Raw genomic sequence first — 22,252 nt, 5'->3', positions numbered from 1 at the left:
AGGTTGGGCTAGCATTATACTAGCAATAAAAATCGAAATGAGGGTTAATTATGCATAATAAAAGTATTCGTGTGCACTCTGACGAAGTAGCAAAGGCAGCTCAAGCCGCGTTAATTCGTAGAGGTGTAGCGATAGAGGATATCGCGCAAATTGTTTACGAAATGCAAAAAACCTATAATGAAGGTTTAACACTGGAGCATTGTGTTCATTCTGTTGAACGTGTATTACGTAAGCGAGAAGTACAACATGCTTTATTAGTAGGAATTGAATTAGATGAATTAGCAGAGAAGAAATTATTATCTTCACCACTACAGCAAATTATCGAATCAGATGAAGGTTTATTTGGTGTAGACGAAACAATCGCACTAGGATCTGTTTTTACATATGGCAGCATTGCCGTTACCACTTTTGGTCACTTAGACAAGCAAAAAATAGGGATTATCAAAAAACTAGATACAGAACCTGGACATCATGTCAACACGTTCTTAGATGATTTGGTTGGTAGTATAGCAGCTTCGGCGGCTTCACGTATTGCACATCGTATGCGTGATTTAGAAGAGGAAGGCGAAACATTTGCTGATATCGAACCTGAAGAGCTAGGGCCAAAACCAAAATCACATAATGAAATATAAAATGAGTTTCTACTATTAAAAATGAGCCTTCTCAAATTTTGAGAAGGCTCTCATAGTGTTGAAAAACAAAACAATCAATAGAATTTTTGTGAAAAGTGAAAATAAATTTCCGTTGCAGGCTACTTGCTTTCCTGTGGGCGAGCGCCGAATCGCTTCCTCCGCTCCGTGCAGGGGCTCGCCTGTCTCGCTATCCCACGGGAGTCAAGTAGCCTTCCACTCCAACCCACAAAAGTGTTACCTTTTTAGCAAAGGTTTTCTAATAAAGTGAAGGTGTTCACGACTCTTTATGGTTGTCACGTATGACTTCTCCACATTGAAAATAAGAGTTTATCCCCTCTAAGAATACAGATAATGGGCGATTTGATTGCTATGCTAGTATAAAAAGTAAAGACATTTTGCAGAAGGGTTGATTGGAGTGCAGCCAGCGTCACTCCTAGGGGATTTAGCGTCACAGAGGAGACCCTGGAGCGAACGTAAGTGAGTGAAGCGGCTCCTCGGACGCCCCCTGGAAAGGACGCTGGCGGAACGGAAATCAACCCCTCACCTTGCAAAGTTGCTTTTTCTGCCGTTAACATCATCTTTTTGCAACAACATGAGAGCCTTCTCAAATTTTGAGAAGGCTCTAATTTGTACTACTTATTATCGTTATATGCTTTTACAAATTCTTTTACCTTGTCGCTATCTGCTTCAAGTTTTAAACCAGTATCAACTAATGGAGAGACTGTGGATACAGCTGGTTTTTTATTACCTTGGTAATAGCTAATAAATTCGTCTTGGTTAATAGAGTATAGAATTGCCTTACGTAAATCTGCTGAATCAGAAACTGCACGGCCAGATGTATTCATTTGTAGGTAGGAAACAGCATTACTATCTGCCGTATTTAATGTTAATTTAGCATCTGATTTTACAATATCCAGTTTCGTTTCTGGTACTGTTTGAAGAACATGAATTTCACCATTACGTAATGCAGATAGGGCACTATCAACATCAGAGATAAAACGGACATTGATTTTAGCAATTTTTGGCTCGTATTCACTGCCAGCACGATATGCAGGGTTTTTCACAAACTGTGCTTCATAATCATTTTTCTTCACTAAAATGTAAGGACCACTTGCATATAGCTGGTTATTGAATGTTGCTGAACCCTCTGTTACAGTAGCTTGATCACCATAGGCAATGTCCTTGTCAGGGTTATAGTTAGCCACATCATACGTATTGATACTTGTTACTTGTTTTTCAGACACGATACCACCAGATTGGTGTGCTAAATAATTTAATACTTGTGGGAAAGGTGTAGGTGTTGTAATTTTAACAACTTGGTATGCACCTGCCGCATTATTAACAGTACCTTTTTCTTTTGCTAACTGAGCTACAGAAGCAGGTAGGCTTTGAGATAATGCATCTAAAACGGATTGCTCAGAGCCAGATACTTTTTTATCTTTTAATTCAGCTAAATCAGAAACGATTTCCACTGTTTCAATATTTTCATGAATGCTATAAGTACGGTGATCTGGTACTGAGTTAGCATCTTTTGCACGATTTAATGAGAAGACTACATCTTCAGCTGACACTAATTCCCCCGTATCAACAGCAGCACCATCTTTCACAGCTGCAAAGTGGATATCATCTCGTAAAATGAAGTAATATTCTTGATTACCTTCAGCCATTACATGGTTATAAGATAATGAACCATCTGAAACAACTTCATCTGTGTCTGTTAAGTTAACAAGACGAACATACATATTTGTGTTTAATGTGTTGATTGAACCATCATTCCCTTTAATCGGGTCAAGTGAAGTAAGAGAATTGATTGTTTGGTGTAAAATTAAAGGTTCTGTTGCATTTTTAGATGTATCATTAAATTCGATTTTTTCCCAAACTTGTGCACGAGATTTTGGTAAAAGAACTGTTTTAGGGTTTACTAGTTCAGAGTAGATCCCTTGATACTTATTGGAAATATATAAAGGCGCAATATAAGCCTGATCAAATACTAATAATTGTTCTAAATCTTTATATTTGGCTGCTGCTTCTTCACCAGTCAATGTGCTCGCTTCATCAATTAATGCATCTAATTTTGAATCTGCCACCACACTGTAGTCACCGCCAGTTTTAAATAAACCACGAACAGCATAGTCAGGGTTCCCTGTAACTGTCGTCCAGCTTGAAAGAGCAAGGTCATAGTTACCTGCTTCTTTTTGAGCAGAGAAAGAACCGTAATCTGGTTGAATATTTAGCTTTACATCAAAACCATTTTTTACTAATTGGTCACGTACAATATTCATATCTTCTTCAGAAGCTGCCATTCCTAATACTTCAATGGCAATCTTGCCATTGCTCTTGTCACTATCTTTTGAATCTTTACTGCCTTCTACGTCAGTTTTTGTTTGTACACAGCCAGCCAAAGCTAGTACTGCAACGAATAAAAATACAAGTAATTTCTTCATAGTTACCTCCGATTAATTTGTTTTTGGATCTAAAGCATCTCGTAAACCGTCTCCTAAGAAGTTAAAGGAGAGGACAAGAAGCATAATACAAAGACCTGGGAAAATAGCGACATATGAATGTGTCTCCAGGTACGTACTACCAACTTTTAAAATATTGCCCCATTCGGGAATATGCGGCTCAATACCTAGCCCTAAAAAACTTAAACTACTTGTTGAAATAACAGCTCCGCCAATCGTTAATGTTGCTTTCACAATCATTGGTGCTAAAGAATTGGGAACAATGTGCTTGAAAATAATAGCAGCATCAGATGCACCTAAAGCTCTAGCCGATTCTACAAATTCATAATTGGCAAGCTGCATAACATTCGCCCGCATTGTACGAGCATAGGTTGGAATTGCCCCAACACTAAGTGCAATAATCAGATTCACCGTATTAGCACCAAAAGCGGCGATAATAGCAATAGCTAACAATATCCCAGGAATGGCATATAAAATATCGAGACTCCGCATGATGATATTGTCAGTGGATTTACCGTAATAGCCTGAAAATGCTCCTAATGCTCCACCAATAACTGCGGGGATAATCGTTGAGAAAAATCCGACGATTAACGATATTTGTGCTCCAAATACAATACGAGAAAATAAATCTCGGCCATAATTATCTGTACCTAGTGGATATTCTAATGTCGGTGTTTGTAGCAATGCTCCATAGTTATTTTCCGTAGCGAAGTCATAGTCAAAAGTCCAAGAGCTTGTAACGGACAACGAAAACATGAAAATAATAAAGAATAAGCCGAACACAGCCATCGTATTGCGTAAAATCTTTTCCCATATTTTTTGCCACTTCTCAATAGAAGATGGATTAGCCTTTCGAGCCTTTTGAATAAGGCTATATCCTAGTAAAGTCGCAAATAGATTACCAGTGAAAGTGGCCAATAGGAGGACAATACCTGGAATGAGCATCCATTTTGGTGCCTCAGTTGCTGTGACATATTTTGTACATAAAACGGCCATCACGATATAAAGAAGCGAGAGTACCAAAAAAACGCCCATTGCCAGTAAAAAGGTATCTGTCACATATGGCTTAAATAAATTCAACGCTGCAATACCTAAGATGAATAGTTGTGTGATAAAGGCATAGGCAGCAAAAGTATATTCTGCAGTCTTACTTTTTGACACAAGCATAAATGCAAAGGATGTCGAAAAAATATTGCCTGACAGTATCGTTACTAAAAGGGGATAGCCAAACATTCGAGTGCTTTTTTGAATGTCACCATGCTTTGCTAAATCCTTTTTAATTCGTAAATTGACGAAGGCAACATATGCCGTGGTAAAGGCATAAATAACAAAAAAGAGCAGAACCACAGGTCGCCAGCTATTGCTGGAAAAATTATAGCTATAGGCTAGAAATAGTAAAGAAAACAGTAAGGAAAAGACAAAAGTAAAATGAGAATTGACATATTCCTGTGTAATCTTCAAAAGTAGTTTGACATGTAAGATGTTTTTCACAGGTGATCCTCCTTTAAGACTTCTTCATTTTAGAGCGAATGCGTGGATCAAAAAAGGCATACATGATATCAATGAATAAATTGACAATCGAGATGGTGATGGCGATATAAACAACGCCGCCAAGAATGGCTGGAATATCAGGGATAAATTGCTTATCGACGATATAGCTGCCAATCCCACTAATGTTGAATACCTTTTCTGTTACAGATGCGCCTCCCAACATACCCCCAAAAAGAAGTCCAATCACCGTAATAATCGGAATCATGGCATTGCGAATGGCATGTTTTGAAATGACTTTGAATTCATTTAAGCCCTTTGCTTTTGCTGTAATAATGTAGTCCTCATGAATCACCTCAAGCATACTCGACCTTGTCATCCTAGCAATGGATGCTGTAATGGATGTTCCCAAGACGATAATGGGCATGATGAGCGATAACCAATTATGAGGGTTATAGGTGGCTGGAAACCATTGTAGCTTTAGAGCAAATGTCAAAATAAAAATTAAACCTTGCCAAAAGCTTGGAATGGATAAGCCGATTAAAGCAATGAACATAAATGTATAATCCAAATATGAATTTGGACGAACAGCTGAAATAATACCGACTGGAATAGCTATGGCGATAGCCATTAACAATGACAACACGGCTATTTCAAGTGTGACAGGGAATTTTGTAGCAATGCTGTGTGTTATATCTTCTTTACCTGCAAAGGATGTGCCTAAATCAAAAGTAAATAGGCCAGATAATGCGTTCCATAGCTGTGATAAATAAGGTTGATCCAAACCGTGAATGCGATTAAAGTTTGCTATTTGCTCAGGTGTTGCTTCAACTCCAAGTAAGTTTCTTGCTGGATCAAATGGTGATAAATATAAAATGGTAAACACTAATGTAGCCACACCAACAATCACAATGAAGCTTTGTAAAATACGTTCAATGATAAATTGCAGAAATGGATTCGCAAATAAGATCAGTACTACATAAAATAAAACAGCTGGTAGAAAGGTAAGGGCTACAAAACGTTTGTTTGTTAGTTGCTGATTAAAAAATTGGTCATAGGATAGTTGTTGTATGCCCTCTTTTTGTAAATCTTGATCCACTAGCTGTTGTAGTTTTCTTTGAGCTAATTGCTTGGCTGTTGCCTGAATTTGTGACTCCAATACAGCATCTTTAAAAAATGTAGCTTTTGCTATTTCTTGTTGCTCAAATTCTTTTTGCCAGCGAGCAACCAGCCCATGCTCTAGATAGTATTGACTACGCAATGCAAAAGCCTGATCATAAGTGTTAGAATGTTTTCTTTTCCGATAGATAAAGTATGTAAAAGGGTGAACTAAAATACTTAAAAGAAAAAGAATGAGATGATAAGGCTTTTGATGCATTAGTTTTTGATAAACCGTAGAAAAGAAAATAAATTTCTCAGGTTTTAAATGATTTTTTGAAGTAACCATGCATTTCCTCCAAACGTAAATAAAATATTCAGCATTATATTGTATAATTCCTATCAGTATTGTAAAGTATGGATTATACTTGTAAGTAAGTCAATCACAAATTTTAAAAAGGATGGGTCGAATGAATGAAAAGCTTTTAGAAATCAATAATCTTCGCGTGTCCTTTATCACAGGGGAGACAGAATTCGAAGCTGTTAAGGACGTTAGCTTCCATCTAAATAAAGGTGAAACACTCGGAATTGTAGGAGAGTCTGGTAGCGGGAAAAGTGTAACGGCTCGTTCCATTATGCGTTTATTGCCATCTCCACCTTCATTTCTGAAATCTGGTACTATTGTGTTTAAAGGGCAAGAACTCACTGAATTTAGTGAAAAACAAATGGAAGGGATTCGTGGACAAGATATTAGTATGATTTTTCAAGATCCAATGACATCCACAAACCCTACTATTCGAATAGGAGATCAAGTGGCTGAAAGTTTAATCAAGCATCAGTCAATGTCAAAAACCGAAGCCTATCAACAAACAATAGAGTTATTAAAACTGGTTGGTATTGGAGATGCAGAAGAACGGTATCGACAATATCCCCATGAATTTTCAGGTGGTATGCGTCAACGTGTGATGATCGCTATGGCACTTGCTTGTAATCCATCACTGCTTATTGCGGATGAGCCAACAACAGCACTGGATGTTACTATTCAAGCTCAAATTCTAAAATTGATGCGCGACATGCAAAAGAAAATGGGGACGTCTATTATTTTAATTACACATGATTTAGGCGTTGTTGCAGGTATGTGTGATCGCATCATTGTGATGAAAGAAGGAGAAATAGTTGAACAGGGCACAACGGAAGAAATTTTTGCAAATGCCCAGCATCCGTACACCCAGAAATTATTGAATGCGTTACCAAAGCTGCATGAGAAAAAGCAACCAAAAGAGATTGCTACTATTCAGCCAGGTATCGATCGACATAAGCCTTTAATCGAAGTAACTCATCTGTCGAAAGAATTTCCATTAGGCCGTGGTCAAACGCTGAAAGCTGTGAATGATTTATCATTTTATATATATCCTGGTGAAACATTAGGCTTGGTTGGTGAATCTGGTTCAGGTAAATCGACTACAGGTCGGACGATTCTCCAGCTTCATCAGCCTACAAATGGCGAGGTTCTATATCAAGGAATACCTGTAACAAGACTAACGAAAAAACAGCTAAAGGCAATGCGTCGTCATATGCAAATTATTTTCCAAGACCCTTATTCATCGTTAAATCCTCGCAAAAAAATCTTAGATATTATTGGAGAGGCTCTTGATATTCATGGTCTGGTGAAGACACATGAAGAGAGACGACAACGAGTAGAGGAATTGCTTGAACTTGTCGGTTTGAAGAAAGAACATGCGATGCGTTATCCTCATGAATTTTCAGGTGGTCAACGTCAGCGAATTGGGATTGCTAGAGCATTAGCAGTCGAGCCAAACTTTATTGTTTGTGATGAACCCTTATCAGCACTGGATGTTTCTATTCAAAAGCAGATTGTTGATTTATTAAAGGAATTACAGCAAAAACTTGGTTTGACTTATTTATTTATTGCCCATGATCTATCCATGGTGAAGCATATCAGTGATCGTGTTGCGGTCATGTATGGTGGGAAAATTGTTGAATTGGCAGAAAGTGAAGAGCTATATGCTAATCCACAGCATCCTTATACACGTGCATTATTACGCTCCATTCCTATTCCAGATCCTGCAATAGAGAAGCAGAAATATAGCGATGCTGAACATGCAGAAGATGTAAAAGTACGTTATGAGGTAGAAAATAGTCAGCTAGTAGAGGTTTCTCCTAATCATTGGGTAGCTGTGACAATGTGATAGCTTGAATGTAGTAGCTTGATATTTTACAATAGAAACATCGTGAAACTTTTTGTCTTCCTGATGATGAGTTACACAACTTATACGAGTCGTAGGTATAAGAAAAGATGATGAGTTGTGAGGGGCCTACTACATGAAAATGCAAGATATAAAAACATTAATAACAAGTGGTACGATTATTCTGGCTGTAGCATTGTATATGATATTTGGCAGATCTCCTGCAGAAGATCAAGATACAAAATCAGTTACAGATCAGCAAGGTACTATATCCATTGAACAAGTGGAAGAAAAAACAGGAAATAAACGCTTTGAGATAGACTATATTAAAGCATATGATGGGGATACGATTCAGGCGACAATTAATAATGAGAAACGAAAAATTCGTCTGTTAATGGTGGATACACCTGAAATGAATTACAACAAAGGTGGCGCCCAGCCATATGCTGAACAAGCAAAAGAGTACACGATCAATTTATTGGAAAAGGCTCAAAAAATTGAAGCGGTCTATGATGTTGGACCAGAAACAGACAATTATGATCGCTTATTAGCTTATGTTTTTGTAGATGATGTGTTATTGCAGGAATCTTTATTAAAGGAAGGTCTAGCAGTTGTACGTTATATTCATAAGCCAAACAACACATTTGAAGATGCCTTTAGAGCTATTCAGCAAAAAGCACAGGATGCAAAATTAAATATTTGGTCACATGATGATTACTTCCAAAAAGATGGATTCCATCCGGAAGTAGTTCAATAATCTAAAAAGCCGCTTGTTAAAAGACAATTTCAAAAAGGCTAGGAAGCTGCTGTCTGTATCTTACAGGTAGCAGCTTTTTAAATTCCTTTATTTCTTGTTTTACCTCTTCTAACTTTTCGTATTCTTTGATGTTTACTTCTTCTTTAAAATGTCCAAAGTGAGCATAGCTCCAATAGACTCCTCGACACGACATTGATTGGCAAGTCCCATTTTGGTGATAGTGGCGTTTCAACTTTTGTACAGTATTAAAGTTGATGTCAAGATGGGGTTGAAGCAGTAAGTATATAGCTATTGACCAAGTACAGAAAGAGAGCTACACTAAATGTCACAAAAATAGTTGATCATTGAATTACTATAAAATCAGCCAAGAGTTACGATGAAGAATCAATTATTTTAAAAATAACCTTTGATTTGGAAATGTTAATATGAACTAGAAATAGTTCAACCTACTCCTCTTTAGCAATACCAAACTTATTTTTAGCATAATAAGATGTTTGGATTTCAGTTATTCGTAGTCTCCCCACACAAATAGCTTTATTAATTATTCTTTCATTCCTTAATGATCCTTCAAAATACATCGGTTTTTCCTAGCTTCTTTAGTAATGTAACAAGTTTACCCTTCACAGGATTTTCACATAAAATAAAGTTATACTTCTCCATAGAACATTCAAATGAAAATGATTATCAATAACATATAGAAGGAGATGAATTTATTTTTGATTTACATGATATCGTAATCGTTTTAACTTTACGATCTATTAAGGTTGCTTAACCTAAAGATATGCAGAAGTAACACTTGAAGCAAGAAATATTATTTTACTTAAAACGAAATCCATGAGGTATTAATCCTCGTGGATTTTTTTCCAAAGCATTGATTATACGAATGTCCAATTTTAGTTTTTTAACTAAATTGCATGTCAATTAGTAGAGTTTCTTCTATTTGAAAGTTTTGTAAAGATAAAGTCAAATAAGTTATTTATAAATTGAACGTGTAACATCTGTTCGTTATAATTCTAAAAAGGAACGAATGTTCTATTATTTTTAGGGGGATTGATTATGGGTGGTATAAAATGGTTGTATATTTCAAAAGAGAATAAAATTTATAAGGTTCCTAACCCTAAAAATGGGAGATTCAAAGAAATAAAGGAGCTTTCAGAACAGGACGTCTTAAAGGTTATGTTGTATTACAGAACAAAAAATAGAAAACCAGACAAACTAGTAATGGTTGAATTTGATCGAATTACTCTTGATTCAAAAGGGGTCTATGAGGTGACTGATGAAAGGCAACGAAGGATGCTACAAAATGCTTTTCAGTTTCTATATAATACGCCTCAAGAATTGGTAGATACAAAATCACCATTCGAGTTGCCTCTAGCGCCAACCGTACCATCCGATATTGAAAAAAAAGCTATATATGAATATTTAAATAAGAATTTGCCAAACTTAGGAAATGATGCTCCAGCAATCGTAGAAAATGCAATAAGTTCACTAAAAAAAATACATGAGAAAAAAATCAACTTAATTAAAGAAGCTAATAAATTAAGAAAAAGTAATTTAAAATTGTACTTTGAATCAAAAAAGGTTTAATGAAATTACGAATGGTTTAGGAGTGATAGATTTGGATTACAAAATCATTGTAGAAGAAAAATTCGGGAAGCCTTTAAAGGATGTTATGTATGAAGTTTGTGTAGAAAAAGAATTGGAGAAGTGGGATGGTGCTAAGTTACTAGGTGTTCCAGTAAAAACTTTTGTAGCATGGCGCTCAAGATTTCGTTACGGACCAATGCAAATTCAAGCAGATAAAGCTAAAAAAATGAGAAATCAAACAACTAAAAAGTATAAAGACGAATTAAATGATATTAATTTACAGCGACCATTTGAGCATGAAGGGAATACCCTTAAGGCGTTTAAAGAACTGATTGAAAGAAGTTTAGAGTTAGAAAAATATAAACGAACTATTGAAACAGTAGGAACAGTTCCAGTAATAGAGACTATCTGGAAAATTGGAATGTTAGAGTCCGTTCTTGATGCAATAATCCAGTTTGAAAGTGGTAAATTATATGATCAATATATGTTTGAAGCAAGATATTTAAAGTGATTTATATTAGAATATATTTATATTAAAAACCCACTCATTTTGATTAGGCTATTTTCAAAACGGCGGGTTTTTTAATTTAAAACTTAATGTGTTTGCAATAATTATAAGTTTTCTCTATTTGATGTTAATACTTCTACTAAAGTAAATTTCTCTATCATCCCTTATTTAAAAGTAACCCCACCTTTAATGGTTAGTTTAGCACAAAGTATTTCCTATGCATAATGTATACGAATTTCGTTTATGTACGCTGTAGGAGAAACCCATACTTTCTTAAACCTTCTACAATACGAATGTGGAGTCAATTTTTCTATCTAAGCTAAGGTATTTTTGTAAATTCTCCCATTAAAGTGATTCTTCATATATTCTTTGCTTGTTCAAGGCCATTACTTGTTGAGGTAACATCGATTTTTCTTAAATTTTCATAAGTATCAATTTAATTACAAAGTTTAGTATTTTACATATTTATTGTAAATTTTTAAAAATTTATTTAGATAAGTTGTTATAATAGTTTTTGAGAAATTTAAGATTGATAAATCCAATATTTTTTTGTAATAGATTATTTATGTAATGAAGTAGAGGTGAATCATAAGTGAAGCAGGTGTTGGTAATTAAGAATGAAAGGTCTTTGGCAAAAAAAATTGTAAGCGGGCTAAAGCAAGAAGGCTATTTCATTTTAACACTTCACAATGAAAATAAAGGTTTAAATATAGTATATGAGCAAGATTGGGATATTATCGTATTGGATTGGGATTCGTTAAGTATATCTGGACCCGAAATTTGCAGACAAATACGGGCTGTTAAAACGACACCGATCATTATTGTTACCGATAATGTGTCTAGCAAGGATTGCATAGCCGGATTGCAAGCAGGAGCAGATGATTATATAAGAAAACCGTTTGTAAAAGAAGAATTAGTAGCAAGGATAAAAGTTATTCTAAGAAGAGGGGACGTTATCCAGACAAACGAGACTGATTTCTATCGGTTTAAGGATCTCTTTGTTGATGCATCATGCAATATTGTGGCAAAAGGTGGCGAAAATCTCCCGCTTACTAAGCGCGAGTATGATTTACTAGTATTTTTAATCAAAAATAAAAATAAAATATTGAGCCGTGAAGTGCTATTGAATCAGGTTTGGGGATATGACTTAGCTGTCAATCCAAATGTAGTGGATTTATATATTGGGTATTTAAGAAAAAAGCTAAAATGCGAGAAGAAAGATCGATATATTCAAACAATCCATGGCAGAGGTTATTCAATGATTGAATAGTAACAAGAAGATAATAGGTATCATGCAGTTTGTCACAGTAAGCAATATTAAACATAATCGAAAAAACGAGTAAAACAGTTTCAACCGTTTTGCTCTTTTTTTTGTTCTATTAAATCGAGTAAGCAAACAGTTTTTGGAAGGTATTGAAGAGGCGGAAACATATTTTCCTTTTTTGTATCCAATTTATGCTTGATGTAACTTTATTTATTAATTTATATCCTTCACAAGATTTTCACATAATTAATCACTATACTATTCCACAGGACGAACAAATGAAAATGATTATCAATAGCGATTAGGATGGCAAGCAATTACTATCCAACTCAATCTATAGACTTCATCATTTTCAAAAAATTACACTATAAGGAGTATATGTATGAAGAAATCTATGTTTTTAAAATTTGTTGGTATTTTGGCAGTTTTGACTTTGATGCTAGTAGCTTGTTCAGATTCAAGTAATAAAACGAACGAAGAGTCAACGCCTAAAGATAACGGAAGTGAAGAGGTTGCTAAGCCTACGACGGTTGAAATCACTGATGCCCATGGAACTGTTACTGTTCCTGTAAACCCAAAGAATGTAGTTGCTTTGGATAATAGAACTTTCGAAACGTTAGCTGATTGGAATATTGAACTAGTAGCTGTTCCAAAGGATGTAATGCCCGCGGATTCACCTTATGTAAAGGATGATTCAGTTCAAAATATTGGAAATCACCGCGAACCAAATCTTGAAATTATCGCTGCTGCAAACCCTGAACTTGTAATCATCGGTCAAAGATTTGCTGGCTATTACGAAGATATCAAAAAATTAGTGCCAAATGCAGCTGTTATTGATCTTAATGTTGATGTTTCTGAGGAAACTGCAACGCCTGGTGAAAACTTAGTAAATGGACTTAAAAATTCTACAATTGCTTTAGGACAAATTTTCGATAAAAATGAAGAAGCGAAACAAGTGGTAGCTGATTTTGATAAAGTAATCGAAAATGCAAAATCTGCTTATAATGGAACAGATAAAGTGATGAGTGTTATTGTTTCTGGTGGGGATATTGGTTTTGCAGCTCCACATTCTGGACGTGTGTGGGGACCAATGTATGAAATTTTCGGTTGGGCTCCAGCACTAGAAGTTGCTGATTCTACGACTGATCATAAAGGTGATGAAGTTTCTGTTGAAGCAATTGCACAAAGTAATCCGGATTGGTTGTTCGTATTAGACCGTGATGCAGCAACATCTGATGCAGCAACATCAGCGCCTGCCCAGGATGTTATTGCTAACGCACCTGCTCTCCAAAAAACAACGGCTGTTTCTAAAGAACAGATTATTTATGCACCGGCAGATACTTACACGAATGAATCAATTCAGACTTATATAGAGTTATTTGAAAATCTTGCAAATACTTTAGCTAAGTAGTGTAAAGGAGTATGAAATAGTGCCAAAAAATATAATTTCTAGGGTTGAGAATTTTTCTCAACCCCAGTTTTATAACCATAATAAGATATGTACAAAACCTTTTATATTAGCGATTATAGTTGTTATTTTTTTAGGCATTATATCACTGTTTACTGGAGTTTATGATATACGTGGACAAGAGGATGGAATGGAGATGTTTTTCATAACTCGTGTTCCTAGAACAGCTGCATTGATGCTTACAGGAGCTGCAATGTCAATGGCGGGACTCGTCATGCAACTGATTACACAGAATCGCTTTGTTGAACCTACTACAACGGGGACTATTGAATGGTCAGGATTAGGACTGCTCCTAGTTTATTTATTATTTCCTTCCCCAACTTTAGTTCAAAGAATGACTGGTGCAATCATTTTTTCTTTTATAGGAACGATGATTTTCTTTTTATTTTTAAGAAGAGTTAAGCTTCGTTCGTCTTTAATTGTTCCAATTATTGGATTAATGCTTGGAGCAGTCATTTCTGCAGTGTCCACTTTTATGGGACTTCTTTTTCAAATGACGCAGAGCATTGAAACTTGGTTTGTAGGTTCTTTTGCGGCCGTTCAGGTGGGAAGATATGAATATTTATGGCTAATTGTGATCGTTACTTTGCTTATTTTTATTTATGCAAATAGATTAACCTTAGCTGGACTAGGTGAAGATGTCGCAACAAGCCTTGGCGTTAATTACAATAGGATTGTTCTTTTGGGGACAGCCCTTATTTCTTTTGCTGTTGGAATTGTTGCAGCTGTTATTGGAAACTTACCTTTCTTGGGGTTAATTGTTCCGAACATTGTTTCAATGTTTAGAGGCGATGATCTTAGAAGTAATTTACCTTGGGTATGTTTGATTGGAATGGGAACTATAACTGCCTGTGACATCATTTCTCGAACAATTATCATGCCTTTTGAAGTACCTGTTTCTTTAATACTTGGAACAGTGGGGGCAGTTGTGTTTATTACTATTTTATTGAGACAAAGAAAACCAAGGAGGCTACGATGACCACATTCGAATATAGAAATAAAGATAATGTCGAAATCGATGCTAGCCTTCAGAATGAAAATAGATCAGCTAGGGCTTTTCGTACTAAGAAGGAGGAAAGACGCTATTGGATTATACTGATCACATTGATTGCTTTAGGCATCCTTTCTTCATATGGACTTTTAGTGTATAACAATCCGGTTCCAATAGATTCGCCTTCATTTATTCCTGTTGTAATGAGACGAATAGTAGCCCTTGTCGCCATGATTATTGCTGCAGTTTGTCAGAGCCTGTCGACTGTTGCTTTTCAATCGATTACAAATAATAGGATTATAACGCCTTCGCTGTTAGGCTTCGAATCACTTTATTCAACAATTCATACTAGTACAATCTTTTTCTTTGGTGCTAGTGCATTAATAAATTTTAGTGGTATTGGATCATTTTTATTTCAGGTTGTTGTTATGGTCTTGATGAGTTTGATTTTGTATGGATGGTTGCTTTCCGGTAAATATGGAAATTTACAATTGATGCTTTTAGTTGGCATTATTATAGGGACTGGGCTAAATTCTGTGTCAACTTTCATGAGAAGACTACTTGCGCCTTCAGAGTTTGATATTTTACAGGCGAGATTGTTTGGTTCTGTTAATAATGCGGATTCTGCCTATTTTCCTATCGTCATTCCTATGGTAATCATTGTAGCGATATTACTTCTTGCTCATTCTAAGAATTTGAATATATTATCATTAGGCAAGGATGTTGCTACTACTTTTGGAGTTAAATATCAACCTAGTGTCATTTATACACTTGTATTAGTTGCCATTTTAATGTCCATTTCAACGGCTTTGATTGGACCACTTACTTTCTATGGCTTTTTAGTAGCCACTCTAAGCTATCAGGCAGCATCGACTTATGATCATCGATATATTTTTCCAATGGCTCTTGCTATAGGCTTTTTGATCATAACGAGTGCATACTTTTTGATGTATCATGTATTCCATGCTCAAGGTGTAGTTTCAGTTATTATTGAATTATTTGGTGGAATCATATTTTTAACTGTGATTTTAAGGAAGAGGGCTTTATGATAAAAATTGATAATGTTAAAAAGTTCTATACTGATAAGGTGAAAATTGGACCTTTGGATATTGAAATACCAAAAGCTGGTTTTACTTCATTAATTGGACCAAATGGTGCCGGAAAGTCTACGACACTTTTGATGATTGGAAGACTCTTGGATATGGAAGAAGGTCAAATTCAGGTAGCAAATATGAATATTTCTGAATCTAAATCAAAAGACTTAGCAAAAATTTTAACTATATTGCGACAAGAAAATCATTTTGTCACTAGGCTTACGATTAGACAACTAGTTGGATTTGGACGCTTTCCTTATTCAAAGGGAAGATTAACTAAAGAGGATGAGATGATTATTTCTAAATATATCGATTTCTTAGATTTAACGGATTTAGAAAATCGATATTTAGATGAGCTTTCTGGTGGCCAAAGACAAAGGGCATATGTAGCGATGGTTTTATGCCAAGAAACTGAATATGTACTTTTAGACGAGCCTTTGAACAACCTTGATGTTGCTCGTTCTGTTCAAATGATGGAGCATTTGAGACGTGCGGCTAATGAATTTGGAAGAACCATTCTGACTGTTATGCATGATATAAATTTTGCAGCCAAGTATTCTGATAGAATTTGTGCTATGAAAGATGGACAAATTGCCGCTTTCGGAACAGTAGAAGAAGTTATGGACTCGAAAATTTTGACGGATATTTTTGAAACAAAAATAGAAATTATCGAAGGACCTTATGGGCCAATCGCTGTTTATTAGCTTAAATTTTTTTGAAAAAAGCATTCCGAAAAAAAGCTGTCATAAAAATTAATAGACAATTAAATTATTTATTGTAGCTTGCACAGATGATAACAGCTACTATAGTTGAAGTTGCTGTTTGTATTTTACAGGCGGCGGCTTTTTCAAATGCCATTGCCATAATGTTTGGTAGTCTTTTAGACTGCGAGATTGGCTTTACAAATGAAAAAGGGATTTCAACCTCTTTATCATACAGCGAAGGCGTCTTAAGTTAAGTGGGGGACTGCTACGAAAAAAAAGTCTATTTATATGTTGACAAAATAATTGATAATGATTATCATTATCATATAAAGAATATTCCTCGACTACAATACAGTGTAGAGAGGATGAACTTTAGCTACTTTTCTCCAGAAGTTTGCTAGTTCATGATTACGCTCCTGAAACCTCCCTCATTTTTTGGGAACGTTAAAAATTTTAGACGGTTCATTCTATAATAGAATGTAGCTGTCTACATTATGAAATCCATTTACTAGACATTAGTAAATGGATTTTTTTTAGTCATTATACTTTTAATCTTTCGTCCATTCGGCTACTTTATCTTGATTGTTATCAATCCATTTTTTAGCAGCCTCCTTGGCACTCATACCTTCCATAATATCAAACATCACACTTTCTATGTCTTCAGCAGTCCAGTGGAAACGATCAAGGACACGATAGGCTTCAGGGGCATCCTCTTTCAAGCCATTACGGGCAAAAGTGCCAATATATTCTTCCGTCCCATATAAACCTTTCGGGTCATCTAAATACTTTAAATCATAGGCGTTAAAGATCCAGTGTGGTGACCAGCCTGTGATGATGATTTCTTCATTATTGGAGATGGCTTGGCTAAGGGCTGCGGTCATTGCACCGGCAGACGAGGTCAATACATGCCAACCTTCCAGATTTTTATATTCCTTATAGGCATTTTCTGTTGTAGCCATCATATTAGCTCCTGGTTCAATTCCTGTAATTGTTTGATTAGCTTGGTTTGTTAAATCTTCAATAGAATTGACATCCATATAACTTGGAACGACTAAACCAATCTTAGCACCAGTTAGATTTTCACCTAAATTCTCTATTTTATCTTTGTATTTCTCTACTTGTGGGGCATGTGTTTGCGGTAACCAGGCAGATACCATACCGTCAACCTCTCCGTTTGCAAGTGCCTCCCACATGATCCCATTGTCTAAAGGCGTCAATGTTACCTTATATCCTAAATCCTCTAATACTTGTCCTACTACATGTGTAGAAGCAACCTCAGTATCCCATTCAACATAGGCTAAATTGATTTCATTTCTATTATTATTCTGCGTACCCTCACTTGCTGAACCACATGCAGATAAAACTAGTAGGCAGGCTAAAGCGAAACCAATTTTCCATAATCTTAGATATCTCATAAATTTCCCCTCTCCATCAACTCTTGAATTATTGTAAAAATTAAAAAATAAATAAGTAACAACTTTATTTTAAAAACAAGTTGTTACTTTTGTCAAATGGATGCTGTGCAAATCATTACGGGAATCATGGGATTGGCCGTGCAGTCTATATCGGGCTGCCCATAAATTTTTCTATTGATGACATATGATAGGTGAAAATGGAGACTGGGGTGCGAGGAGGCTTAGTATGCATTGGATTACAATTATTCTAATAGGGATCGCTGCGAATTTAGATAACTTGGGGATCGGCTTAGCTTATGGTGTCAAACAAGTTAAAATTCCAATTTTATCGAATGCCGTGATTGCTGTTATGTCAATGATTGTCACATATGTCGCAGTAACAGCAGGTAGCACAGTTGTTGAGTATATTTCACCGCATACTGCCAATTTATTAGGAAGTTTACTATTGTGTGTCATTGGTGTATGGACGTTAATGTCCAATAATTTTTCTAATAAACGGATAGCTGGCAATCCTGAATTATTTGATGAAGATAAAAATTTAGTGATTTCAACGCGTGAGGCAATGGCACTTGGTTTCGTATTATCAGCGAACTGTTTAGCAGGGGGTATTGCAATAGGTGCAAATGGCATCTCTGCCCTTTGGACGGTCATTTCCATCGGCGTGTTTTCGTTTATCACAGTTGGGGTGGGAAGTAGATGTGGCTCTTTACTATCAAAAACGTATATTGGCAAGCACTCTACAGCAATATCAGGATGGCTACTAATTATGATTGGTATTTTTGAGGTTTTTGCAAAATAACATCTAAAACGTATAAAAGTAATGGTCGATCACCATAGTTTACAGATTATAGAAAATATCTATGCTGCTAACAAAATCTTTAATTACGAGAATGGGTAACCATTAGTAAGTATTGAAAAAATATTTCTTGTGCATTAAATGAATACATCACCCTTAGAATGTAACCATATTTTGGTTATATTCTTTTTATTAGGAGGAAAATTTGACATATTGAGGACTAATTTGGTTTAACAGTTGACATACACTGGTATCAGCGATTATTCTTGGGAGTAGAATCGTAATTGAGAATAATTTTCGTTTAGGTGGAAGTGCTTTCATACGAATATTTTTTCAATTATGATGTTTTACTATGACTAAAGGAGGCGTGCAACACATGAAGAAAATGCTCATGTTGATCATGCTTGTTAGTATTGTCGTTGTTAACTTAGGGCTGACACAAGCATCTGCTCAACTGGCTGATGGCACACATTCGATAAAGTATCAGGTCAATAAACCTGATAGTAACTCTGCATCTATTGCAAACGACTATTTTGTAAAACCGGCAAACGTAACGGTGAAAAATGGCACAGCTACTGTGCAAATTACCCTAAAAAACAGTGCATGGATTACAAAATTTCAACCGCCTGGTGGCGCAACTGTTGTCAGTGAAGATAAAGCGGCAGATACACGTACTGTACAATTCACGGTTAAAGATTTATCCCAACCAGTAGTAACATCTATGAAAATTGATATTGATGATATTAATTATCACCATGAATATAGCGTGTCGCTTGTATTTGATGCCGTATCGACTGCTAGCTCTACAGCTTCGACTCAACAAACAACGTCAAATGAATCCAAAGCGTCCACAGCTTCTACTACAGAAAGTCAAGTGCCGAATCCACAAACAGGTGATGCAACACCGTACCTATTAATTGTAGCTTTAGTGGGGTCAGCATTTTTACTTTATAGAAAAAAACTACAAACAAAAACGGAGGGTCAATAAATGGCTAAAAAACGTCAATCTCGCGCAACTAAAATAGTACTAGCTTCATTGCTAGCTGCATCTCTTTCAGTTCCATCCTTTGCATCTGCAGCAGAGGTCGTAACAACAAATACAGAAGTAAAAGCAGAAGCAACGAAAGCTGACAAAACGGCATCAGTTATCAATTTCAAAATCTTCAAACCTGGTACAACAGAAGATCAGCCTGCTATTAGTTCTCATCTAGTACCACAGGGTTCAATCGTTGAAAAAGACGGGAAATTTGAAGCAACTTTAACGGTTACAGCAAAATCGGCACCAATGATTGCGGGTCTACAAACAAAGCAAGGCGATAAATATGTAGATGCAACTGAAGTGAAAAATAGCGACGGCACAATTACATACAGTTTCCCTGTGGTTGTTGATGAAGTTAAATCAGCAAAAATCCATGTAGTCGTTCCTTCTGCAAATATGGACAAATGGTACGAATTCGATTTAAAAGCAGTGAAAGAAGATGTTAAAGAAGAAGTAAAAGAAGAAGTTAAAGTGAACGAAGTAGTTGTCACTGTTTATAAAAATGGTACAACAGAAGAATCGATCATGAAACAATATATTGCACCAAAAGTAGGCATTTCTGCTAAAGACGGTAAAAACATCGTGACAATGACATTCCCTCAAGGGCAATATGTAAAAGGTTTCACTGTAGAGGGGAAAGAAGCAACTTTAGTGAAACAAGACGATGCTACAAATGCACGCACATACTCATTTGAAGTAGCTGATTTAAAGAAACTTGTGAATGCTCAATTACACATCGTTGTTGATGAGCCAGCACAAGGTGTGAAATATGATTCAAATCATACAGTACAATTTAGCTTTGCTGTCGAAGGTGCAGTAAAACCAGTTGTAAATCCATTTAAAGATATTAGTAAAGATGCAAATAAAGAAGCAATCTTATCACTTTACAGTTTAGGAATTGTTAAAGGTCAAGACTACTTCAAACCAAACGACAATATTACACGTTCTCAATTTGCTTTAATGGTGGCACGTGCATTGAACGTAACTTCTACAAAAGATGCTGGGTTTAAAGATACAGGTAAACTTAGCGCTGAAGCAGTACAAGCAATTAATGCATTAGCTGAAGCAGGAATTGTTAAAAAAGCAACGAACTTTAATCCGAATGATACATTAACTCGTCAACAAGCGGCTGTAATGATCTATCGTACAGTAACACATGTAGCAGGTAAAGAAATGAACTTTGGTGACCCAAGTCTTACTTACTATGCTGATGGAGCAAAAGTGAAAGATGAAGAAGCGAAAAAAGCCTTTGCACTTCTGTATGCAGGTAAAGTCATGACTGGTTCACCTACTGCAGATGGTAAAACTGTTATCGATGCGAATAGCCCATTAAAACGATCACATATGGCGAAAATTTTAAATGGCTCATTGCAATACTTGAATAAATAATGATCTTAACAGCAACTTCCTTTCTCACATTTATGGGGAAGGAAGTTCCTGTGCTTTTAAAGAAATGGGAGGCTAGCATGCAATGACACAAAAGAGAAGTAACCTTTGCCTAGTGGTTATTTTTTCAATTATATTGTTCTTTTTTTCTCCGTCCCTTTTTCTACAAGCAAAAGCTGAGGATTCTGCTATCGCAGATGGTAGTTATCAAGTTGAACTAAGTTTTTCTCCTATCGAAGGCTTTGAAGGAAGCCTTTTTAAAGATGTAGCAATGCTCTCAGTTAAGAATGAGCACTATCAATTAACAATGGCTCTTGAAGAGCTAAGTCCTATCAGCGATATACATATCGAACAGCTAGGCCATGAGCTTTCTTTCACATTGGATAAAATAGAAAATTTAGTTCAGTTTGATGTTTTAGCGTTACAACAACCAATTATCATCAATGGCAGTATAGAACTTGCAACAGAAGAACAATATGCCTCGTTTTCCCAAGAGCTTCACCTAAACATGCAGACATTATCACCAAATATTTCGCAAGGTGAAGACGATAAAGAAGTAGTGGAGGAAATAGATGCAGAGGGAATAACGGGTCAGGAATGGGCTTTAAATTATGTTTTAATGGTAGATGGTAAACAAGAACCTTCTATTATGAATAGTTATGTAAAGCCTGTGGCAAAAGTGATTGAAAAAGATGGTAGATACTATGCGCAAATGACGATTTTACAATCAGCTTGGGTCACAGGGCTAAAGGTAGATTATAAAGGGGAGCAAGTTGAACCTAAACAGCTTTCACTTCTAGATAATGTACGGATTGTAGAATTTGAGGTTGAAGATTTAGCACAAGCATTACGAATGTGGGTAAAGATCGATATTCCTGATATTTCTTATCACCATCAATATTTTGTTCAGTTAGTATTTGATGAAACACAAGTTGCAAAGGTTTTAGATAAGCCCTCTAAAGTAACAGCTTCTAAACCCGTTGTCAGTGATAAAGCGGCGGATCGAGTAGTGAAAGAGCAAGTAAAAAAACCATCTATACAAGCCACTATTGTGGAGGAAACAAACTCTGCTAAATCCGAAGAACCAACTTCCCAGACGATGCTCGTTGTGCCACTGGATGAAAAATTAGCATTTGATCGGACACTTGATGAATCAGTGGATAAAGGGGAAGAAGATGAACCAGAGGAAGACATAAAAGATGAAGCCACTACTGAAAAGGTAATGAATACTTCTATGACACCCCAGCAGATTGAACCGTTAAATATAGTGAAAATTATATTGCTTATCGTTATTTGCCTAGTATCAGGCTGGCTACTCATTCGACGTCTTAAAAAACAAAAAATGACAGAGTGAAG

General features: G+C 35.9%; 20 protein-coding genes. 15 read left to right on the top strand and 5 right to left on the bottom strand.

Annotated elements, in window-relative coordinates; genetic code table 11:
- Positions 1 to 50 precede the first annotated feature (50 nt).
- Positions 51 to 632, top strand: a complete 582-nt coding sequence (locus ACEVFT_RS19520; RefSeq protein ID WP_054549790.1) for a phosphatidylglycerophosphatase A family protein — start codon at positions 51 to 53, stop codon at positions 630 to 632.
- 632 nt (positions 633 to 1,264) lie between these two features.
- Here the strand turns inward: ACEVFT_RS19520 and ACEVFT_RS19515 are convergent.
- From ACEVFT_RS19515 to ACEVFT_RS19505, 3 genes are read right to left on the bottom strand one after another with little or no spacing between them, the layout of a single operon-like run.
- A complete protein-coding gene (locus tag ACEVFT_RS19515) occupies positions 1,265 to 3,076 on the bottom strand; it encodes an ABC transporter substrate-binding protein (protein ID WP_342442515.1) in 1,812 nt (603 codons plus the stop codon).
- A gap of 12 nt (positions 3,077 to 3,088) precedes the next feature.
- Positions 3,089 to 4,585 carry an ABC transporter permease gene (locus ACEVFT_RS19510; protein ID WP_205441431.1) on the bottom strand — a complete coding sequence of 499 codons (1,497 nt, stop codon included), beginning with the start codon at positions 4,583 to 4,585 and terminating at the stop codon, positions 3,089 to 3,091.
- Positions 4,586 to 4,598: 13 nt separating this feature from the next.
- A complete protein-coding gene (locus tag ACEVFT_RS19505) occupies positions 4,599 to 6,029 on the bottom strand; it encodes an ABC transporter permease (protein WP_205441433.1) in 1,431 nt (476 codons plus the stop codon).
- A 121-nt stretch (positions 6,030 to 6,150) separates the two neighbouring features.
- Here ACEVFT_RS19505 and ACEVFT_RS19500 point away from each other — a divergent pair, with 121 nt between their 5' ends.
- On the top strand, positions 6,151 to 7,890 hold the full coding sequence (locus tag ACEVFT_RS19500) for an ABC transporter ATP-binding protein (protein ID WP_205441435.1): 1,740 nt from the start codon (positions 6,151 to 6,153) through the stop codon (positions 7,888 to 7,890).
- A 133-nt stretch (positions 7,891 to 8,023) separates the two neighbouring features.
- Complete coding sequence (locus tag ACEVFT_RS19495) at positions 8,024 to 8,644, top strand: thermonuclease family protein (protein WP_393951046.1); 621 nt, start codon at positions 8,024 to 8,026, stop codon at positions 8,642 to 8,644.
- A 16-nt stretch (positions 8,645 to 8,660) separates the two neighbouring features.
- Here ACEVFT_RS19495 and ACEVFT_RS19490 read toward each other — a convergent pair whose 3' ends face one another.
- Positions 8,661 to 8,837 (bottom strand): hypothetical protein, encoded by a 177-nt coding sequence (locus ACEVFT_RS19490; protein ID WP_342442519.1) that lies wholly within the window; start codon positions 8,835 to 8,837, stop codon positions 8,661 to 8,663.
- 863 nt (positions 8,838 to 9,700) lie between these two features.
- Here ACEVFT_RS19490 and ACEVFT_RS19485 point away from each other — a divergent pair.
- The 8 genes from ACEVFT_RS19485 to ACEVFT_RS19450 all read left to right on the top strand — a co-directional run bounded on the left by ACEVFT_RS19485 (position 9,701) and on the right by ACEVFT_RS19450 (position 16,514).
- Positions 9,701 to 10,231: a hypothetical protein gene (locus ACEVFT_RS19485; RefSeq protein ID WP_205441441.1), complete on the top strand. Its 531-nt coding sequence runs from the start codon at positions 9,701 to 9,703 to the stop codon at positions 10,229 to 10,231.
- Positions 10,232 to 10,253: 22 nt separating this feature from the next.
- On the top strand, positions 10,254 to 10,742 hold the full coding sequence (locus ACEVFT_RS19480) for a hypothetical protein (RefSeq protein ID WP_393951048.1): 489 nt from the start codon (positions 10,254 to 10,256) through the stop codon (positions 10,740 to 10,742).
- A 589-nt stretch (positions 10,743 to 11,331) separates the two neighbouring features.
- A complete protein-coding gene (locus ACEVFT_RS19475; protein WP_342533975.1) occupies positions 11,332 to 12,009 on the top strand; it encodes a response regulator transcription factor in 678 nt (225 codons plus the stop codon).
- A gap of 376 nt (positions 12,010 to 12,385) precedes the next feature.
- On the top strand, positions 12,386 to 13,414 hold the full coding sequence (locus tag ACEVFT_RS19470) for a siderophore ABC transporter substrate-binding protein (protein WP_342533976.1): 1,029 nt from the start codon (positions 12,386 to 12,388) through the stop codon (positions 13,412 to 13,414).
- A gap of 19 nt (positions 13,415 to 13,433) precedes the next feature.
- Positions 13,434 to 14,450: an ABC transporter permease gene (locus tag ACEVFT_RS19465; protein ID WP_393951045.1), complete on the top strand. Its 1,017-nt coding sequence runs from the start codon at positions 13,434 to 13,436 to the stop codon at positions 14,448 to 14,450.
- Positions 14,447 to 15,511 (top strand): iron chelate uptake ABC transporter family permease subunit, encoded by a 1,065-nt coding sequence (locus tag ACEVFT_RS19460; protein WP_342442531.1) that lies wholly within the window; start codon positions 14,447 to 14,449, stop codon positions 15,509 to 15,511. The genes ACEVFT_RS19465 and ACEVFT_RS19460 overlap by 4 nt, the downstream gene beginning before the upstream one ends.
- Positions 15,508 to 16,260, top strand: coding sequence for an iron ABC transporter ATP-binding protein (locus tag ACEVFT_RS19455; protein ID WP_342442532.1), 753 nt, complete (start codon positions 15,508 to 15,510; stop codon positions 16,258 to 16,260). Before ACEVFT_RS19460 ends, ACEVFT_RS19455 begins: the two co-directional genes overlap by 4 nt.
- A gap of 86 nt (positions 16,261 to 16,346) precedes the next feature.
- Positions 16,347 to 16,514 carry a hypothetical protein gene (locus tag ACEVFT_RS19450; RefSeq protein WP_342442533.1) on the top strand — a complete coding sequence of 56 codons (168 nt, stop codon included), beginning with the start codon at positions 16,347 to 16,349 and terminating at the stop codon, positions 16,512 to 16,514.
- A 294-nt stretch (positions 16,515 to 16,808) separates the two neighbouring features.
- Here the strand turns inward: ACEVFT_RS19450 and ACEVFT_RS19445 are convergent, their stop codons facing one another.
- Positions 16,809 to 17,675, bottom strand: coding sequence for a glycine betaine ABC transporter substrate-binding protein (locus tag ACEVFT_RS19445; RefSeq protein WP_393951044.1), 867 nt, complete (start codon positions 17,673 to 17,675; stop codon positions 16,809 to 16,811).
- 226 nt (positions 17,676 to 17,901) lie between these two features.
- Here ACEVFT_RS19445 and ACEVFT_RS19440 point away from each other — a divergent pair, with 226 nt between their 5' ends.
- The 4 genes from ACEVFT_RS19440 to ACEVFT_RS19425 all read left to right on the top strand — a co-directional run bounded on the left by ACEVFT_RS19440 (position 17,902) and on the right by ACEVFT_RS19425 (position 22,250).
- A complete protein-coding gene (locus tag ACEVFT_RS19440) occupies positions 17,902 to 18,474 on the top strand; it encodes a manganese efflux pump (RefSeq protein WP_205441455.1) in 573 nt (190 codons plus the stop codon).
- 373 nt (positions 18,475 to 18,847) lie between these two features.
- Complete coding sequence (gene isdC / locus ACEVFT_RS19435; protein ID WP_243456015.1) at positions 18,848 to 19,459, top strand: heme uptake protein IsdC; 612 nt, start codon at positions 18,848 to 18,850, stop codon at positions 19,457 to 19,459.
- The gene (locus ACEVFT_RS19430; protein WP_393951043.1) at positions 19,460 to 20,899 is read left to right on the top strand and encodes an NEAT domain-containing protein; all 1,440 of its coding nucleotides are present in this window, start codon (positions 19,460 to 19,462) and stop codon (positions 20,897 to 20,899) included. It begins immediately after the preceding gene.
- A gap of 82 nt (positions 20,900 to 20,981) precedes the next feature.
- Complete coding sequence (locus ACEVFT_RS19425) at positions 20,982 to 22,250, top strand: NEAT domain-containing protein (protein WP_393951042.1); 1,269 nt, start codon at positions 20,982 to 20,984, stop codon at positions 22,248 to 22,250.
- Positions 22,251 to 22,252 lie beyond the last annotated feature (2 nt).

The organism is Lysinibacillus sp. PWR01 (genome assembly GCF_043359455.1).
In the GTDB taxonomy this organism is placed as follows: domain Bacteria; phylum Bacillota; class Bacilli; order Bacillales_A; family Planococcaceae; genus Lysinibacillus; species Lysinibacillus fusiformis_F.
Note: the sequence above shows the minus strand (reverse complement) of the source record. Positions and strands in the feature narration are given on the sequence as shown.